At 66.5% G+C, this 14237-nt stretch carries 12 protein-coding genes; 8 read left to right on the top strand and 4 right to left on the bottom strand.

Features of this window, described 5'->3' with window-relative positions; all coding sequences use genetic code 11:
• Window positions 1-108: 108 nt before the first annotated feature.
• Window positions 109-987: an RNA polymerase factor sigma-32 gene (locus E4S58_RS13765; RefSeq protein ID WP_136637012.1), complete on the bottom strand. Its 879-nt coding sequence runs from the start codon at window positions 985-987 to the stop codon at window positions 109-111.
• Between the two features lie 138 nt (window positions 988-1125).
• Between E4S58_RS13765 and cobU the strand changes: the two genes are divergently transcribed.
• The 4 genes from cobU to E4S58_RS13745 all read left to right on the top strand — a co-directional run bounded on the left by cobU (window position 1126) and on the right by E4S58_RS13745 (window position 4572).
• Window positions 1126-1647, top strand: a complete 522-nt coding sequence (gene cobU / locus E4S58_RS13760; protein WP_136637011.1) for a bifunctional adenosylcobinamide kinase/adenosylcobinamide-phosphate guanylyltransferase — start codon at window positions 1126-1128, stop codon at window positions 1645-1647.
• On the top strand, window positions 1644-2222 hold the full coding sequence (locus E4S58_RS13755) for a histidine phosphatase family protein (protein ID WP_136637010.1): 579 nt from the start codon (window positions 1644-1646) through the stop codon (window positions 2220-2222). Before cobU ends, E4S58_RS13755 begins: the two co-directional genes overlap by 4 nt.
• A 75-nt stretch (window positions 2223-2297) precedes the next feature.
• A complete protein-coding gene (locus E4S58_RS13750) occupies window positions 2298-2981 on the top strand; it encodes a glutathione S-transferase (protein WP_136637009.1) in 684 nt (227 codons plus the stop codon).
• Window positions 2982-3042: 61 nt separating this feature from the next.
• Window positions 3043-4572: a YifB family Mg chelatase-like AAA ATPase gene (locus E4S58_RS13745; protein WP_136637008.1), complete on the top strand. Its 1530-nt coding sequence runs from the start codon at window positions 3043-3045 to the stop codon at window positions 4570-4572.
• Here the strand turns inward: E4S58_RS13745 and gshB are convergent.
• From gshB to rsmI, 3 genes are all read right to left on the bottom strand, one after another.
• Entirely contained in the window at window positions 4569-5504 is a 936-nt protein-coding gene (gene gshB, locus E4S58_RS13740; RefSeq protein ID WP_136637007.1) for a glutathione synthase, read from the bottom strand. The genes E4S58_RS13745 and gshB overlap by 4 nt on opposite strands.
• Window positions 5505-5597: 93 nt before the next feature.
• Window positions 5598-6041 carry a YraN family protein gene (locus tag E4S58_RS13735; RefSeq protein WP_136637006.1) on the bottom strand — a complete coding sequence of 148 codons (444 nt, stop codon included), beginning with the start codon at window positions 6039-6041 and terminating at the stop codon, window positions 5598-5600.
• Window positions 6042-6066: 25 nt separating this feature from the next.
• Window positions 6067-6927 (bottom strand): 16S rRNA (cytidine(1402)-2'-O)-methyltransferase, encoded by an 861-nt coding sequence (gene rsmI / locus E4S58_RS13730; RefSeq protein WP_136637005.1) that lies wholly within the window; start codon window positions 6925-6927, stop codon window positions 6067-6069.
• Window positions 6928-7022: 95 nt separating this feature from the next.
• Between rsmI and E4S58_RS13725 the strand changes: the two genes are divergently transcribed.
• The 4 genes from E4S58_RS13725 (at window position 7023) to E4S58_RS13710 (ending at window position 14231) form a co-directional block, all read left to right on the top strand.
• Window positions 7023-8204: a penicillin-binding protein activator gene (locus E4S58_RS13725; protein ID WP_136637004.1), complete on the top strand. Its 1182-nt coding sequence runs from the start codon at window positions 7023-7025 to the stop codon at window positions 8202-8204.
• 131 nt (window positions 8205-8335) lie between these two features.
• On the top strand, window positions 8336-11095 hold the full coding sequence (locus E4S58_RS13720) for a [protein-PII] uridylyltransferase (protein WP_136637003.1): 2760 nt from the start codon (window positions 8336-8338) through the stop codon (window positions 11093-11095).
• Window positions 11092-12630, top strand: coding sequence for a murein biosynthesis integral membrane protein MurJ (gene murJ / locus E4S58_RS13715; RefSeq protein WP_136637002.1), 1539 nt, complete (start codon window positions 11092-11094; stop codon window positions 12628-12630). The genes E4S58_RS13720 and murJ overlap by 4 nt, the downstream gene beginning before the upstream one ends.
• A gap of 62 nt (window positions 12631-12692) precedes the next feature.
• Window positions 12693-14231: a phospholipase D-like domain-containing protein gene (locus E4S58_RS13710; RefSeq protein ID WP_240789563.1), complete on the top strand. Its 1539-nt coding sequence runs from the start codon at window positions 12693-12695 to the stop codon at window positions 14229-14231.
• Window positions 14232-14237 lie beyond the last annotated feature (6 nt).

Genomic DNA, 14237 nt, shown 5'->3' with positions numbered 1-14237 from the left:
CCGCACCCCCTGCCTGCATTGCGCGGGCGACCCTAGGCCTCGTCGCGCCACAAGACAAGCGCGCGGGAAGCAATCCCACGCGCTGTCAGGACTTTGGTCGGGGTCCGATCACGCCAGCAGCGAGTCCGCCACCGCATCGTTCTTGCCCAGATGCTTGCGCATCTTCTTGAAGGCCGCCGCTTCCAGCTGGCGAACCCGTTCCTTCGACAGCCCAAGCTCTTGCCCCAGGCTTTCCAGCGTGCGCGGCGCATCGCGCAACTGACGTTCGCGCACGATCAGCGTTTCGCGGTCGTTCAGGGTGCCCATGGCCTCGACCAGCCAGCGGCGCAGGGTTTCGCGATCCTTTGCGGCCTCGACCATGTCGGCGGCCTGATCGCTTTCATCCTCGATCGTATCGATCCATTCGCGGCCTTCCTCGTCCACCGACTGCGTCGCGTTCAGCGAAAAGTCCGATCCCGAAAGACGACCGTCCATCATCTGCACGTCGCGCAAGGGCACGCCCACCTCGGTCGCCACCAGCTGATGCAGCTGGTGCTTGTCCAGCACCTCGCCCCGGCCCATGGCTTCGCGTTCGAACTGGGCCTGAACGCGGCGCATGTTGAAGAACAGCGATTTCTGGGACGAGGTTGAGCCGGTCCGAACCATGGACCAGTTGCGCATCACGTGATCCTGGATCGACGCCTTGATCCACCACACGGCGTAGGTCGAAAACCGGACCCCACGGTCGGGGTCGAACTTGTCCGCCGCCTTCATCAGGCCGAGACCGGCTTCCTGGATCAGATCGTTCATCGACGCGCCATAGCGGCGGTATTTGGATGCCATGGAAATCGCCAGCCGCATGTAGGCCGTGACCAGACGGTGCAGAGCCGCCTCATCCCGGTCATCGCGCCAGGCATAGGCCAGCTTCAGTTCGGTCTCCGCATCCAGAAGTTCGGCCTTCATCGCGCGGCGAGAGAGTGATTGTTCACCAATATGGTCGAGTGCCATGGACCCCCCGGTCGCTTGTGGACCAGACCTTGGCTTCTGCCGACGGGCATCCGCGCAAGGTCGGTGCATTGTTTTCTTGTCTCACTGAGCTATACGCACGAGACCCCTGTTTGGTTCACGCCTAGGTGCAAAATTCTGATGACAACCCCTCTCACCCTGGTTCTCGGCGGCGCGGCATCCGGCAAGTCCGGATTTGCCGAGGGGCTTGTCACCGCCACCGCGCGGCCCCGCACCTACATCGCGACCGCACAGGCCTTCGACGCTGAAATGACAGCGAAAATTGCCCGCCATCGCGAGATGCGGGGTACTGGCTGGACCACAATCGAGGCCCCGGTCGATCTGGCCAGGGCCCTTGCGCAGGCGCCCGCCGATCACATCATCTTGATCGACTGCCTGACACTCTGGCTGACGAACCTGCTGCTTGCGGATCGCGACGTCGAAGCCGCCACGGATGACCTGATCGACACCCTCGCCAAGGTCGCGGCGCCGGTCGTGATGGTGTCGAACGAAGTCGGCCAGGGGATTGTTCCCGAAACCGCCCTGGCCCGGCGCTTCCGCGAGGCGCAGGGGCGGCTCAATATCCGCATGGCCGCACGCGCCGACACGGTCATCCATGTCGTCGCCGGCCTGCCCAATGTCCTGAAAGGCGTGTTGCCATGACCACATTCCACCTTGTCCGGCACGGCCCCACCCACGAAAAGGCCTTTGTCGGCTGGCGCGACGTGCCCGCCGACCTCTCGGACCTCGACGCCGTGCGCCGGCTGCATGCCGGGTTGCCGCAGACGGCGCTGCTGATCTCCTCGGACCTGACGCGCGCCGTGCAAACGGCCGACGCGATCGGGGACGGCCGGATCCGCCTGCCCCACGACCGCAACCTGCGCGAATTCGATTTCGGTGACTGGGATGGTCAGATCTTTGCCCAAGCCGCCGAAACCCACCCCGAACTGTCGCGGTCCTTCTGGGAAACCCCCGGCGACATCGCCGCTCCGAACGGCGAAAGCTGGCATGACGTGGCCATTCGCACGGCCCGCACGCTGGACCGGCTGCACGAAGATCATCCGGGCGCCGACATCATCGTGGTCGGCCATTTCGGCATGATCCTGACCCAGCTGGGCCGCGCCCATGGCACCGACCCCGCAGTCACCATTGGTCAGAAGATCGACAACCTGTCGGTCACGACCCTGCGCCGCCACGACGCGGGATGGGACACGCCACGCATCAATCACGTATTCTGAATCAGATCCGCACAACCATTCATTTGCGCAATGCTGCAACGCGGCTAACCTGAGGTCACGCAGCAGGAGATTTGCATGACCTACGACCTTTACATCGGCGACCAGACCTTTTCGTCCTGGTCCATGCGGGGCTGGTTGATGTTCCGGAACTTCGACATTCCCGTGACCAGCCACATGGTCGGGCTTTATTCAGGCACCATGGCCGAAGACCTTGCCCAGTTGGCGCCCGCCCGTCTGGTCCCGGCCATGGTCACGCCCGATGGCGTGGTCGTGGGCGAAACGCTTGCCATGGGCGAAACGCTCGCCGAACGGCACCCGGGCGCCGGTCTCTGGCCTGCCGATCCGGCCGCCCGTGCGCTGGCACGCTGGCTGTCGGCGGAAATGCACGCCGGATTCGGCGCGTTGCGGGGCAACTGTCCGATGCAGCTTCTGCATCAATATCATGGCTTTGAACCGTCAGACGCCGTGAAAAAGGACCTCGCCCGGATCGACGAGCTCTGGTCTCTGGCCCGCGCCCGGTTCGGATCAGAGGGTCCCTGGCTTTTCGGGGCCTATTCGCTGGCCGACGTCTTCTACGCCCCCGTCGCCGCGCGGATTGCGGGCTATGGCCTGCCCGTCGGGGAGGTCGCGCAGGCCTATGTTGACGCGCATCTCGCCGATCCGGCGTTCCGCGAATGGCGCGCCGAGGGGTTGAAGACGACCTACGATCCCGTGCCCTACGCGTTGGACCTGCCCACGGCCCCCTGGCCCGCAGCTTGATCCTGCCACGTTAACCAACTGGCAACCTCTCCCTCGTTAACCATGACGCAGGGGGAGCGCCATGATCGCCAGATCCTACACCGTCGCCTTCGAAGGCGTCGAAGCCCATCCGGTCGAGGTGCAATGCGCCGTGACCCTGGGCCTGCCCGCCTTCGCCATCGTCGGCCTGCCCGACAAGGCGGTCAGCGAAGCACGTGACCGTGTGCGCACGGCGTTGACTGCCCTGCACATCGCCCTGCCCTCCAAACGGATCACCGTGAACCTGTCTCCGGCCGATCTGCCGAAGGAAGGATCGCATTTCGACCTGCCGATCGCGCTGGCCCTGCTGGCCGCGATCGACATCCTGCCGAAGGACGCGGTCGAAAACGCCGTCGCCCTCGGAGAGCTGTCGCTCGACGGCACGCTGGTCCCGGTGCTGGGGTGCCTGCCCGCCGCCGTCGCGGCCGCCGAAGACGACCGCAGCCTGTTCTGTCCCGAAGCCTGCGGGGCCGAGGCCGCCTGGATCGACACGACTCAGGTGATCGCCCCGCCCTCGCTCGGCGCGCTGATCCGCCACCTGACCGGCCAGGCCGTGATCCCGCCCGCCCGCCCCGGAGAGGTGCATGACCCCGCCACCGGCCTGAAAGATCTGCGCGACGTGAAGGGCCAGGAACGCGCCAAGCGCGCCCTCGAGATCGCGGCCGCCGGACGCCATCACCTGTTCTTGTCGGGTACGCCGGGCTCGGGCAAATCCATGCTGGCCGCGCGCCTGCCGACGATCCTACCGGATCTGACGGCGGAGGAAGCGCTCGAGACGTCGATGATCCACTCGGTCGCGGGGCTCCTGACCGACGGCGGCATCTCGCGTCGTCGCCCCTTCCGCGATCCGCATCACACCGCATCGATGGCGGCCATCGTTGGCGGCGGGCGTGGATCGAAACCCGGCGAAATCAGCCTTGCGCACAACGGCGTGCTGTTCATGGACGAACTGCCCGAATTTCCGCGCACCGTTCTGGAAACCCTGCGCCAGCCCATCGAGACCGGAGAGGTCGTCGTCTCCCGCGCCAATGCGCATATGCGCTATCCCTGCCGGTTCCTGCTGATCGCCGCGGCAAACCCTTGCAAATGCGGCTATCTTCCCGATCCATCCCGGGCCTGCGCCAGGGTCCCGCAATGCGGGCTCGACTACTTGGGGCGCATCTCGGGCCCGATGATGGACCGCTTCGATCTCCGGATCGAGGTGCCGCCGGTGCCCTTCATGGATCTTGACCTGCCACCATCGGGCGACACCTCAGCCACGGTCGCGAACAGGGTGGCGCGCGCCCGGAAGATCCAGGCGACCCGCTATGCCGCACACCCCGGCGCGCGGCTCAACGCCGATGCCGAAGGGCGCCTGCTGGAAGAGATCGCAACGCCCGCCCCCGAAGGCCGCGCCATGCTGCAGGCCGCGGCCGACCGGTTCGGGCTGACGGCGCGGGGCTATCACCGGATCCTGCGGGTGGCGCGCACCATCGCCGATCTCGACGCGGCCGCGCAGGTCGAAACCCCGCATATCGCCGAGGCGCTCAGCTACCGTCTGGCCGTCGAGCGCCAGACCGACACCGCCGCCTAGGCGCGGCGCGCCTCGATCGCTTCCCAGATCTTGGCGGCGATATTGACGCCGTCGAACCGCTCCAACTCCTGGATGCCGGTCGGCGAGGTCACGTTGATCTCGGTCAGCCAGTCACCGATCACGTCGATGCCCACGAAGATCTGCCCGCGTTCCTTCAGAAGCGGCCCGATCTTGGCGCAGATCTCGAGATCGCGGTCGGTCAGCCCGACCTTCTCGGGGCGCCCACCGACGTGCATGTTCGACCGCGTCTCGCCTTCGGCCGGAACGCGGTTGATGGCACCAACAGGTTCGCCGTCAACCAGGATCACCCGCTTGTCGCCCTTCGACACCGCAGGCAAAAACTTCTGCACGATCAGCGGCTCGCGCGAGAAACCGGTGAACATCTCGTGCAGCGAGGCCAGGTTGCGATCCTCCGGCGTGATCCGGAACACCCCGGCCCCGCCGTTGCCATAAAGCGGCTTGACGATGACATCACCATGCTTGGCGCGGAACGCCTTGATCGTCTCGAGGTCGCGGGCGATGGCCGTGGGCGGCGTCAGGTCGGGGAAGTTCAGGACAAGCAGCTTTTCCGGAAAGTTCCGGACCCAGAACGGGTCGTTGACCACCAGCGTGCCGGGGCTGAGCCGCTCCAGCAGATGTGTCGTTGTAATGTAGAACATGTCGAACGGCGGATCCTGCCGCAGCCAGACGACGTCGAAATCCGCCAGATCGACCTCTTCCATGGGGCCAAGGTCGGCATGGTTTCCCTGCTCGCGCCGCACGGTCAGGGTCTGGCCTCGCGCCATGATTCGGCCTTCCTGGTAGGACAGTCGTTCCGGCAGATAGTAGAACAGCGAATGCCCCCGCGCCTGCGCTTCTTCCGCGATTCGGAAGGTGCTGTCTGCCTCGATATTGACCGACCCGATCGGGTCCATCTGGATCGCTACTTTCATCGCCGGGGCTCCTCTGCCGTCGTTCCGGCTTTGATGGCGGAAACGCGGGCGGGGTGCAATCGCCCCGTCGTCACACGACCGGCAGAATTTGCGCTACCACCATCCGGCGAAGGCGTTTTCCAGCAGGGCGACCCGGCCCTGTCCGTCCACCAGCGCCACATCGATACGCATGTCGGTTGCAGCACCCGCTGCGTGGCGATCCAGATAGGCCAGCGACGACAACGCGATCCGATCGGCCTGCCGCTGAAAGATGCGGGCGGCCGCGCCGTCATGGGTGCGTCCCGCCTTGACCTCCACGAAGATGATCTGCGCGTCCCGGCGAAAAATCAGGTCGATTTCCCCGCCCGGGCCACGCCAACGCCGGTCGAGGCAGGTCCAGCCCAGCGCGGTACAATGGCGTTCGACAGCATCTTCGGCCGCCAGACCGGCAAGATAATTGACGCGTCCGCGGATCTGGCGCGACGAACGTTTGGGGGCCACATCGGACACAGCCGGTGCGGCGGTATCAAAATCGAATTCCAGCTGTGAATGACGCATCAAACCCCCGGGGCCCAGCGCCGGATCAGTCGCGATCCAGAGACAGGGCCAGTTGATACACATTGCGGCGCGGCCAGCCGGTTTCCTGCGCCACGGTTGTCGCAGCGTCCTTCACCGAAGCCCCTGCCCCGCGTTCCCGTTCTAGCGCATCAATCACGAATTTTTCGCTAACCTCCTCGATCCCCTTGCGCCCGATCAGCACCACGATCTCTCCCTTCACCGGCTGATCGGCGATGGCCTGGGCCAGTTCCTGCAGGGTTCCGCGCTTCACCTCTTCGAACTTTTTCGTCAGCTCCCGGCAGACGGCCGCCTCCCGGCCTGCGCCCAGGACCTCGGCCGCGTCGGTCAGGAACTTGCCCAGCCGCTTGGGGGATTCGTAGAACACAAGCGTCGCCGGCACGGTCCCCAGTTCGGCCAGAGCATCGCGCCGGGCTTTGGTCTGGTTCGGCAGGAACCCCCCGAAAAGGAACCGGTCGGTCGGCAGCCCTGCCAGCGACAGCGCGGTGATCACCGCCGAGGCCCCCGGCGCCGCCGTCACGCCATGGCCCGCCTCCCGCGCCGCGCGGGCCAGGTCATAGCCCGGATCCGCGATCAGCGGCGTGCCGGCCTCGGAGGCATAGGCGACGGACTGTCCCGCCTCCATCGCCTTCAGAAGCCGTGGCCGGGCGGCATCGCCATTGTGGTCGTGGTACGAGATCAGCGGACGATCGCCGACGGGAATCCCGTGAATCTCCATCAACCTGCGCAGGGACCGCGTGTCCTCGGCAGCAAGCACATCCGCCTCTCTGAGCACGTCGAGCGCATGCAGGGTGATGTCGCGCGCCGCGCCAATGGGCACCGCCACGAGCGTCAGCCCGGGGGCGGGTTTGACTGTCTGCCGATTCAAAACTGGACCCTCGTATCTTCGCAGCTATGATTACCGCTGAAACCTGTCATCCGGGCGTGTTACAGCGCCGGACGCCATCACCCAAGGAGACCGCAATGTTCGCCTTTCTGCGCGCATCCCGCAAGGCCGGAACCCGAATCGCAACCGCTCTGTCGGTGGTTGCCCTGGCCGCCTGTGAACCGATCGCGCTTGGCGGCGGATCGAACGGTGGCCCCGCCATCGACGCATCCAAGCCCGTGCCGGTCGCGCTTCTGGTGCCGAAAAGCGGCGGATCGGGCGACGCGGTCGTGTCGGCCGCGCTGGAAAACGCTGCCCGGCTCGCCATTGCGGATCTGAACGGCGCCAGGATCGACCTGCGCGTCTACGACACCGCCGGGAACGAAGGCACCACCGCGACCGTCACCCAACAGGCCGTGGCCGATGGCGCCAAGATCATCCTCGGCCCGCTCTATGGCGGCAACGCCAACGTCGCGGGCCACACCGCCGCCTCGGCGGGGGTCAACGTTCTGGCCTTCACCAACAATGCCTCGCTCGCCGGGGGCAATGTCTTCGTGCTGGGCCAGACCTTCGACAACACCGCGCGTCGGCTGACCTCCTATGCCGCGCGCCAGGGCAAGCGGCGCATCGTCACCGTCTCGGCCGAAACCGCCGCCGGAGAGCTGGGCCGCCAGGCCATGGCGTCCGCCGCTGCCGCCTCGGGGTCGTCGGTCGTGGGCAACGTGGTCTACAGCTATTCCCAGCAGGGTGTCATCGCCGCCACGCAGGAAATCAAGGCCGCTGTTGAGACGAACAATGCCGATGCGGTCTTCCTGGCCTCGAACACCAACGCGGCCCTGCCGTTCTTTGCCCAGCTTCTGCCCGAGGCCGGCGTGAACCCGGCGGTCACCCAGTACATCGGCCTGACCCGTTGGGACGTGCCTGCGCAGACGCTGGACCTGCCGGGGCTTCAGGGTGGCTGGTTCGCCCTGCCCGACCCGACCCTGACGGCCCAGTTCAATTCGCGCTACGCTTCGGCCTATGGCACGGCGCCGCACCCGCTCGCGGGGCTGGCCTATGACGGCATCGCGGCCATCGGTGCCCTGGTCAACCGGGGTCGCGCCGATGCGCTGACCGGCGCGGCGCTGACGCAGAGCGCGGGCTTCCAGGGCGTCAACGGTGTCTTCCGGTTCCAGTCGAACGGCGTTGCCGAACGCGGCCTGGCCATCGCGACGATCCAGAACCGCCAGGTCGTGGTGATCGATCCGGCGCCGCGCGCCTTCGGCGGGTTCGGATCCTGATCCCGACGCCTGATAACGGGACCCGTTCCAAAGAACGGGCCCGGCAAAAATGCAACGAACCGGGGGCGCTGCGCCCCCGGTTTGCGTAGACATCGCTTGGCAAACCGCCCCGGTTCAAGACATGAAGCGCCATGAAAGACGACCTGCCCGCCCCCGATGACCTTGTCCTGCCCGCCGCCGAGATCGCCGATCCCGCCGATCTGAGGCAGCGCATCGATGCCGCCCGCGCCGATCACAAGGATGACAAGGCCTTCCGCAAGGCCGTGGTCGATCTGCTGACCGACACCAACAATCGCGCCCGCACCCGCATTGCCGAGGCCTTTGCCCAGACGCCGCGCACCTCGGCCCCGACGACCCGCGCCTATTGCTGGCTGACCGATTGCCTGGTCGGTGCCGCGCTGCACACGGCGATGACCCACCTGGCCCCCAAGGGGTCGAACCCCGGGCCCTTCGCATTGTGTGCCGTGGGCGGATACGGTCGCGGAGAGATGGCGCCGCAATCCGATGTCGACCTGCTGTTTCTGGCGTCGACCAAGATATCGCCGGACCTCGAGGCGCTGATCGAGGACGTGCTCTACCTCATGTGGGACCTGCACCTGAAGGTCGGCCATTCGTCCCGCACGCTGAAGGAATGCCTCAAGCTCGGGGCCGAGGATTACACCATCCGCACCGCCCTGCTGGAACAGCGGTTCCTGACCGGCAAGCGCAGTCTTGCGCTGGATCTGGACAAGCGGCTGTGGTCGGACCTGTTCCGCGGCAGCGAGAAGCAGTTCATCGAGGCCAAGCTGGAAGAACGGCAGGCGCGGCACACCCGCCAGGGCGGCCAGCGCTACATGGTCGAACCCAATGTCAAAGAGGGCAAGGGCGGGCTGCGCGACCTGCAATCGCTCTACTGGATCGCCAAGTACGTGCACGGCGTCTCGGATACCTCGCAGCTGGTGACGCTTGGCGTCTTCACTGCCGAGGAATACAGCCATTTTCGCAAGGCCGACGATTTCCTCTGGGCCGTGCGCTGCCACCTGCACCTGATTGCCGGGCGACCGATGGACCAGCTGACCTTCGACATGCAGGTCGAGGTGGCCGAGAGGATGAACTACCGAGACCGCGCCGGGCGCCGCGCGGTCGAGGTCTTCATGCAGGACTATTTCCGCCACGCGACCGAGGTTGGCGAACTGACCCGCATCTTCCTGACCAAGATGGAAGCGGCGCATGTGAAAAGCGAACCCTTGCTTGACCGGGTGTTCCGCCGCCGTCCATCCGTCGGCAAGGGCTACGAGGTCGTGATGAACCGCCTGGCCGTGAAGGACGAGGCCGAGTTCCTGAGCGACAAGCTGAACCTTCTGCGGCTGTTCGACGAAGGCCTGCGCACGGGGATGCTGATCCACCCCGACGCCATGCGGATGGTCACCGCGCATCTCGACCTGATCGACGACGACATGCGCAACGATCCCGAGGCCGCGAAGATCTTCCTTGGCACGTTGCTGAACCACGGCAATCCCGAACGCGCCCTGCGCCGGATGAACGAACTGGGCGTGCTGGCCGCCTTCATCCCCGAGTTCGAGCCGATCGTGGCGATGATGCAGTTCAACATGTACCACCACTACACGGTGGACGAACACACGATCCAGACGCTGCGCCACCTTGCGCTGATCGAACACGGCGACCTGACCGAAGAGCTTCCCGTTGCCTCGACGATCCTGAAGGAAGGCATCAACCGCAAGATCCTCTATGTCGCGCTGATGCTGCACGACATCGGCAAGGGCCGGGAAGAGGACCATTCCATCGTCGGCGCCCGGATCGCGCGCACCGTCGCCCCGCGCCTTGGCCTGAAGCCCGCCGAATGCGAAACGGTCGAATGGCTGGTGCGCTATCACCTGCTGATGTCAGACATGGCCCAGAAACGCGACATCGCCGACCCGCGTACCGTGCGCGACTTTGCCAAGGCCGTGCGCACGCGCGAACGGCTTGACCTGCTGTGCGTGCTGACGGTCTGCGACATTCGCGGCGTCGGCCCGGGCACCTGGAACAACTGGAAGGCGGCGTTGCTGCGCGGGCTTTATCGCCAGACCCGGCGGGCGCTTGAAACGGGGCTTGAAGACCTCAACCGCCAGTACCGCGAGAAAGAGGCCCGCCGCGCCCTGCGCGAGGCCCTGCCCGACTGGACGAAGGGAGAGCTCGACCGCGAGATCCGCCGCCATTACCCGACCTACTGGCAGGGGCTGCATGTCACCGCCCACGCCATCCTGGCCGAGATGCTGCGCGACCTGCCCGAGGACGAGATCCGCATCGACCTGCACCTTGACGACGACCGCGATGCGACGCGGGCGCTTTTTACCATGGCGGACCATCCCGGCATCTTCTCACGGCTCGCCGGGGCACTGGCGCTGGTCGGGGCCAACGTGGTCGACGCGCGGACCTATACCACCAAGGACGGCTTTGCCACGGCGGCCTTCTGGGTGCAGGACGCCGACGGCCACCCCTACGAGGCCGCCCGCCTGCCGCGCCTGCGCCAGATGATCACCAAGACCCTGAAGGGCGAGGTCATCGCCCGCGAGGCGATCAAGGACCGCGACAAGATCAAGAAGCGCGAACGCGCCTTCAAGCTGAACACCGCGATCAGCTTCGACAACGAGGGGTCCGAGATCTACACGATCATCGAGGTCGACACCCGTGACCGCCCCGCCCTGCTGTTCGACCTGACCCGCACGCTGGCGGCGGCGAATATCCAGATCGCCTCGGCCGTGATCGCGACCTACGGCGAACAGGCCGTCGATACCTTCTACGTGAAGGACATGTTCGGCCTGAAGCTTTATAGCGACAGCAAGCAGAAGTCGCTTGATGCGCGGTTGCGACAGGCCATTTCCGAAGGCCAGGAGAGGGCCCGATCGTGAAACCCATCCGCATGATGCGCGGCTTTCTGACCGTGGGCGTCTGGACCCTGGCCAGCCGGCTGCTTGGCTTCGTCCGCGACATCCTGTTTGCCGCCTACCTGGGCGCAGGCCCCGCGGCCGAGGCCTTCGTGGTCGCCTTTTCCCTGCCGAACATGTTCCGCCGGTTCTTTGCCGAAGGCGCGTTCAACATGGCCTTCATCCCGCTGTTCTCGAAAAAGGTCGAGGCGGGCGAAGACGCCAGGGACTTTGCCGAACAGGCGCTGGCCATGCTGGGCACGGCGCTGATCGTGCTGACACTGGTCGCCACGGTTTTCATGCCTGCGCTGGTCTGGATGATGGCCTCGGGGTTTGCGGGCGACGAACGGTTCGATCTGGCCGTCGATTTTGGCCGCGTGGCCTTTCCCTATATCCTGTTCATCTCGCTGGCCGCGTTGCTGTCAGGCGTGCTCAACGCCACGGGCCGCTTTGCCGCCGCAGCCGCTGCACCGGTCCTGCTGAACGTCATTCTGGCGGGCGCGATGATCTGGGCCGCGAAAACGGGCCACGATGTTGGCCGGGCGCTGGTCTGGGGCGTGCCCTTCGCCGGGGCCGCACAGCTGGCACTGGTGTGGTATGCCGCCGCCCGCGCGGGCTTTGGCCTGCGCCCCCGCCTGCCCCGACTGACGCCCGAGATGCGCAAGCTGGCCGCCATCGCGGCCCCCGCGGCCCTTGCGGGTGGCGTCGTGCAGGTGAACCTGCTGGTGGGCCGCCAGGTCGCCAGCTTCTTCGAGGGCTCGATCCAGTACCTCAACCTGGCCGATCGCCTCTACCAGTTGCCGCTTGGGGTGGTCGCCATCGCCATCGGTGTCGTGCTTCTGCCTGACCTGTCGCGCCGCCTGCGCGCGGGCGACGAGGCGGGCAGCAAGTCGGGGTTCAACCGCGCCGCGGAATTCGCGATCTTCCTCACCCTGCCCTGCGCCGTGGCCCTGGTCGTGATCCCCGAGCCGATCATCACCACGCTGTTCCAGCGCGGCCGCTTCACCCCCGAAGACGCACAGGCCACCGCGCTGGCCGTTGCCGTCTATGGCGTGGGCCTGCCGGCCTTCGTGCTGCAGAAGGTGCTGCAACCGCTGTTCTATGCCCGCGAAGACACCCGCAGCCCCTTCCGCTATGCCATTGTCGCCATGGTGGTGAACGCCGTGATCGCCATCGGCCTTGCCCCGGTGATCGGCTACATCGCCGCCGCCTTCGCCACGACCACCGCCGGCTGGGCGATGATGGTTCTGCTCTGGCGCGGGTCGCGGCACATGGGGGACGCTGCCGCGCTGGATGACCGCCTGCGCCGTCGCATCCCGCGCATCATCCTGGCCAGTGCCGGGCTTGGCGTTGTCCTCTACGGCCTCGACATCGCGCTTGAACCGCTCTTCGCGGTCACCCGTGCCGGGGCGCTGGCCCTTCTGATCCTCGGCGGCACCATTGCCTATTTCATCCTGTGCCAGCTGATCGACGCCTTCCGCATATCCGAGCTTCGGGCGGCGATGCGACGGGGCAGGTAAGGCGGAACCAGACCGGCCCGCGCGGCGTTCCCTGAACTGAGGAACAGACGCGAAACCCCGGAATGATGCCGCAAACCCCACAGCTGTCAGACGCAGAGCCCGCCCCGCGGGCCGAAACGCTGCGTCCGCTCATCACCGCGGCCGAGATGTTTCCGGCGCTCGAACGGCTGGTCCTTGGCGCCACGGACGAGGTGCTGCTGTCGTTCCGCATCTTCGACGCCCGCACCCTTCTGCGCAGCGACGAGGCGCAGGCGCTTGGCCTGAAGACCTGGGCCGACCTGATCGCCCATGTCGCGGCCAGGGACGTGTCGATAAGGTTCCTTCTGGCCGATTTCGATCCGGTCTTCGCCGCTGACCTGCACCGCGCCGCCTGGGCCAGTGCCGGACAATTTGCCAGCCGCCTGACCGACCACCCCAAGGCCGAGATCATCTGCGCCCTGCACGACTGCGCCCCCGCCCCCCTGTGGGAATGGGCCTTTGCCCTGCCGATCCGCAAAAGGCTGGCCGACCTGCGCCAGCGCCCGCATGAAACCCTGACTCCGATGCAGCTGCAGGCGCTTCAGGGCAACTACCACCTGCGCCCGGTCACGCTGCATCAGAAGTTCGCCGTGATCGACCGCCGCGATGCGATCATCGGCGGCATCGACGTCGATGAACGCAGGTGGGACGATGACGATCACGACCAGCGCCCCGAAGACACCTGGCACGACGTCAGCATGGAGGTGACGGGCCCGGTCGTCCACGACCTGCGCCGCCACTTCTCGGACTGCTGGTCGCGGGCGCGCGGTCATTGCGGCACCGCCTTCTCGGCCCAGACGACCGACGTCCCCGACGCGCCCGGAACCGGCGCAACCCACGGCCCCCGCCTGTTGCGCACCCTGTCGACGCGCGGTACAGGCGCGGCCCGCTTCAGCCCCGTGACCGAGGACCGCGATCACGAAGTCGCACACCTTGACGCCTTTGCCCGCGCCAAGGACACGATCTATATCGAAACGCAGTTCCTGCGGCACTATCCCCTGGCCCAGGCGCTGGCCGACCGCGCGGCTCAGGTCCCCGACCTGCAACTGATCCTGGTAATCCCGACCGAACCCGAACGCGTGATCTTCGGGCGCGACAACGGCATGACCGCCCGCCATGCCCAGGCACTGCAACTGCGCTGCCTGCGCCTGCTGCGCCGTGCCTATGGCGACCGGCTGGCCATCGTGTCGCCCGCGCAACCGCGCCCTGCCCCCGAAGGCACTCCGATGCCGGTGAAAGGCTCGGGCATCATCTACCTGCATTCCAAGGTGACGCTGGTGGACGACACCATTGGCATCGTCGGCTCGGCCAACCTGAACGGGCGGTCGCTGCTGTGGGATACCGAGGCCTCGGTGATCTTCGACGACGCGCAGGTGATCACCGGCCTGCGCGACCGGTTGGCGGAAAAATGGCTGGGCGACACGCACCACGACAACACCCGCGCCGCGACGTGGCTGCACAGCGCTGAAAAGGCGTCACAGCAGCCGCCCGACAACCGCCGCGCAATGATCCTGCCTTACCCCGAGGGCCGCAACCGCCGGTTCGCCCGCTATGTTCCGGTCCTGCCCGCCGCGATGTTCTAGATCGGG

It is taken from the genome of Pseudooceanicola onchidii, assembly GCF_004959925.1.
GTDB lineage: Bacteria > Pseudomonadota > Alphaproteobacteria > Rhodobacterales > Rhodobacteraceae > Pseudooceanicola > Pseudooceanicola onchidii.
Note: the sequence above shows the minus strand (reverse complement) of the source record. Positions and strands in the feature narration are given on the sequence as shown.

What these genes read in the sequence shown, in the direction of transcription:
- E4S58_RS13765 (WP_136637012.1), bottom strand. Translation starts at nt 987, where the DNA reads ATGGCACTCGACCATATTGGTGAACAATCACTCTCTCGCCGCGCGATG.
- cobU (WP_136637011.1), top strand. Translation starts at nt 1,126, where the DNA reads ATGACAACCCCTCTCACCCTGGTTCTCGGCGGCGCGGCATCCGGCAAG.
- E4S58_RS13755 (WP_136637010.1), top strand. Translation starts at nt 1,644, where the DNA reads ATGACCACATTCCACCTTGTCCGGCACGGCCCCACCCACGAAAAGGCC.
- E4S58_RS13750 (WP_136637009.1), top strand. Translation starts at nt 2,298, where the DNA reads ATGACCTACGACCTTTACATCGGCGACCAGACCTTTTCGTCCTGGTCC.
- E4S58_RS13745 (WP_136637008.1), top strand. Translation starts at nt 3,043, where the DNA reads ATGATCGCCAGATCCTACACCGTCGCCTTCGAAGGCGTCGAAGCCCAT.
- gshB (WP_136637007.1), bottom strand. Translation starts at nt 5,504, where the DNA reads ATGAAAGTAGCGATCCAGATGGACCCGATCGGGTCGGTCAATATCGAG.
- E4S58_RS13735 (WP_136637006.1), bottom strand. Translation starts at nt 6,041, where the DNA reads ATGCGTCATTCACAGCTGGAATTCGATTTTGATACCGCCGCACCGGCT.
- E4S58_RS13725 (WP_136637004.1), top strand. Translation starts at nt 7,023, where the DNA reads ATGTTCGCCTTTCTGCGCGCATCCCGCAAGGCCGGAACCCGAATCGCA.
- E4S58_RS13720 (WP_136637003.1), top strand. Translation starts at nt 8,336, where the DNA reads ATGAAAGACGACCTGCCCGCCCCCGATGACCTTGTCCTGCCCGCCGCC.
- E4S58_RS13710 (WP_240789563.1), top strand. Translation starts at nt 12,693, where the DNA reads ATGATGCCGCAAACCCCACAGCTGTCAGACGCAGAGCCCGCCCCGCGG.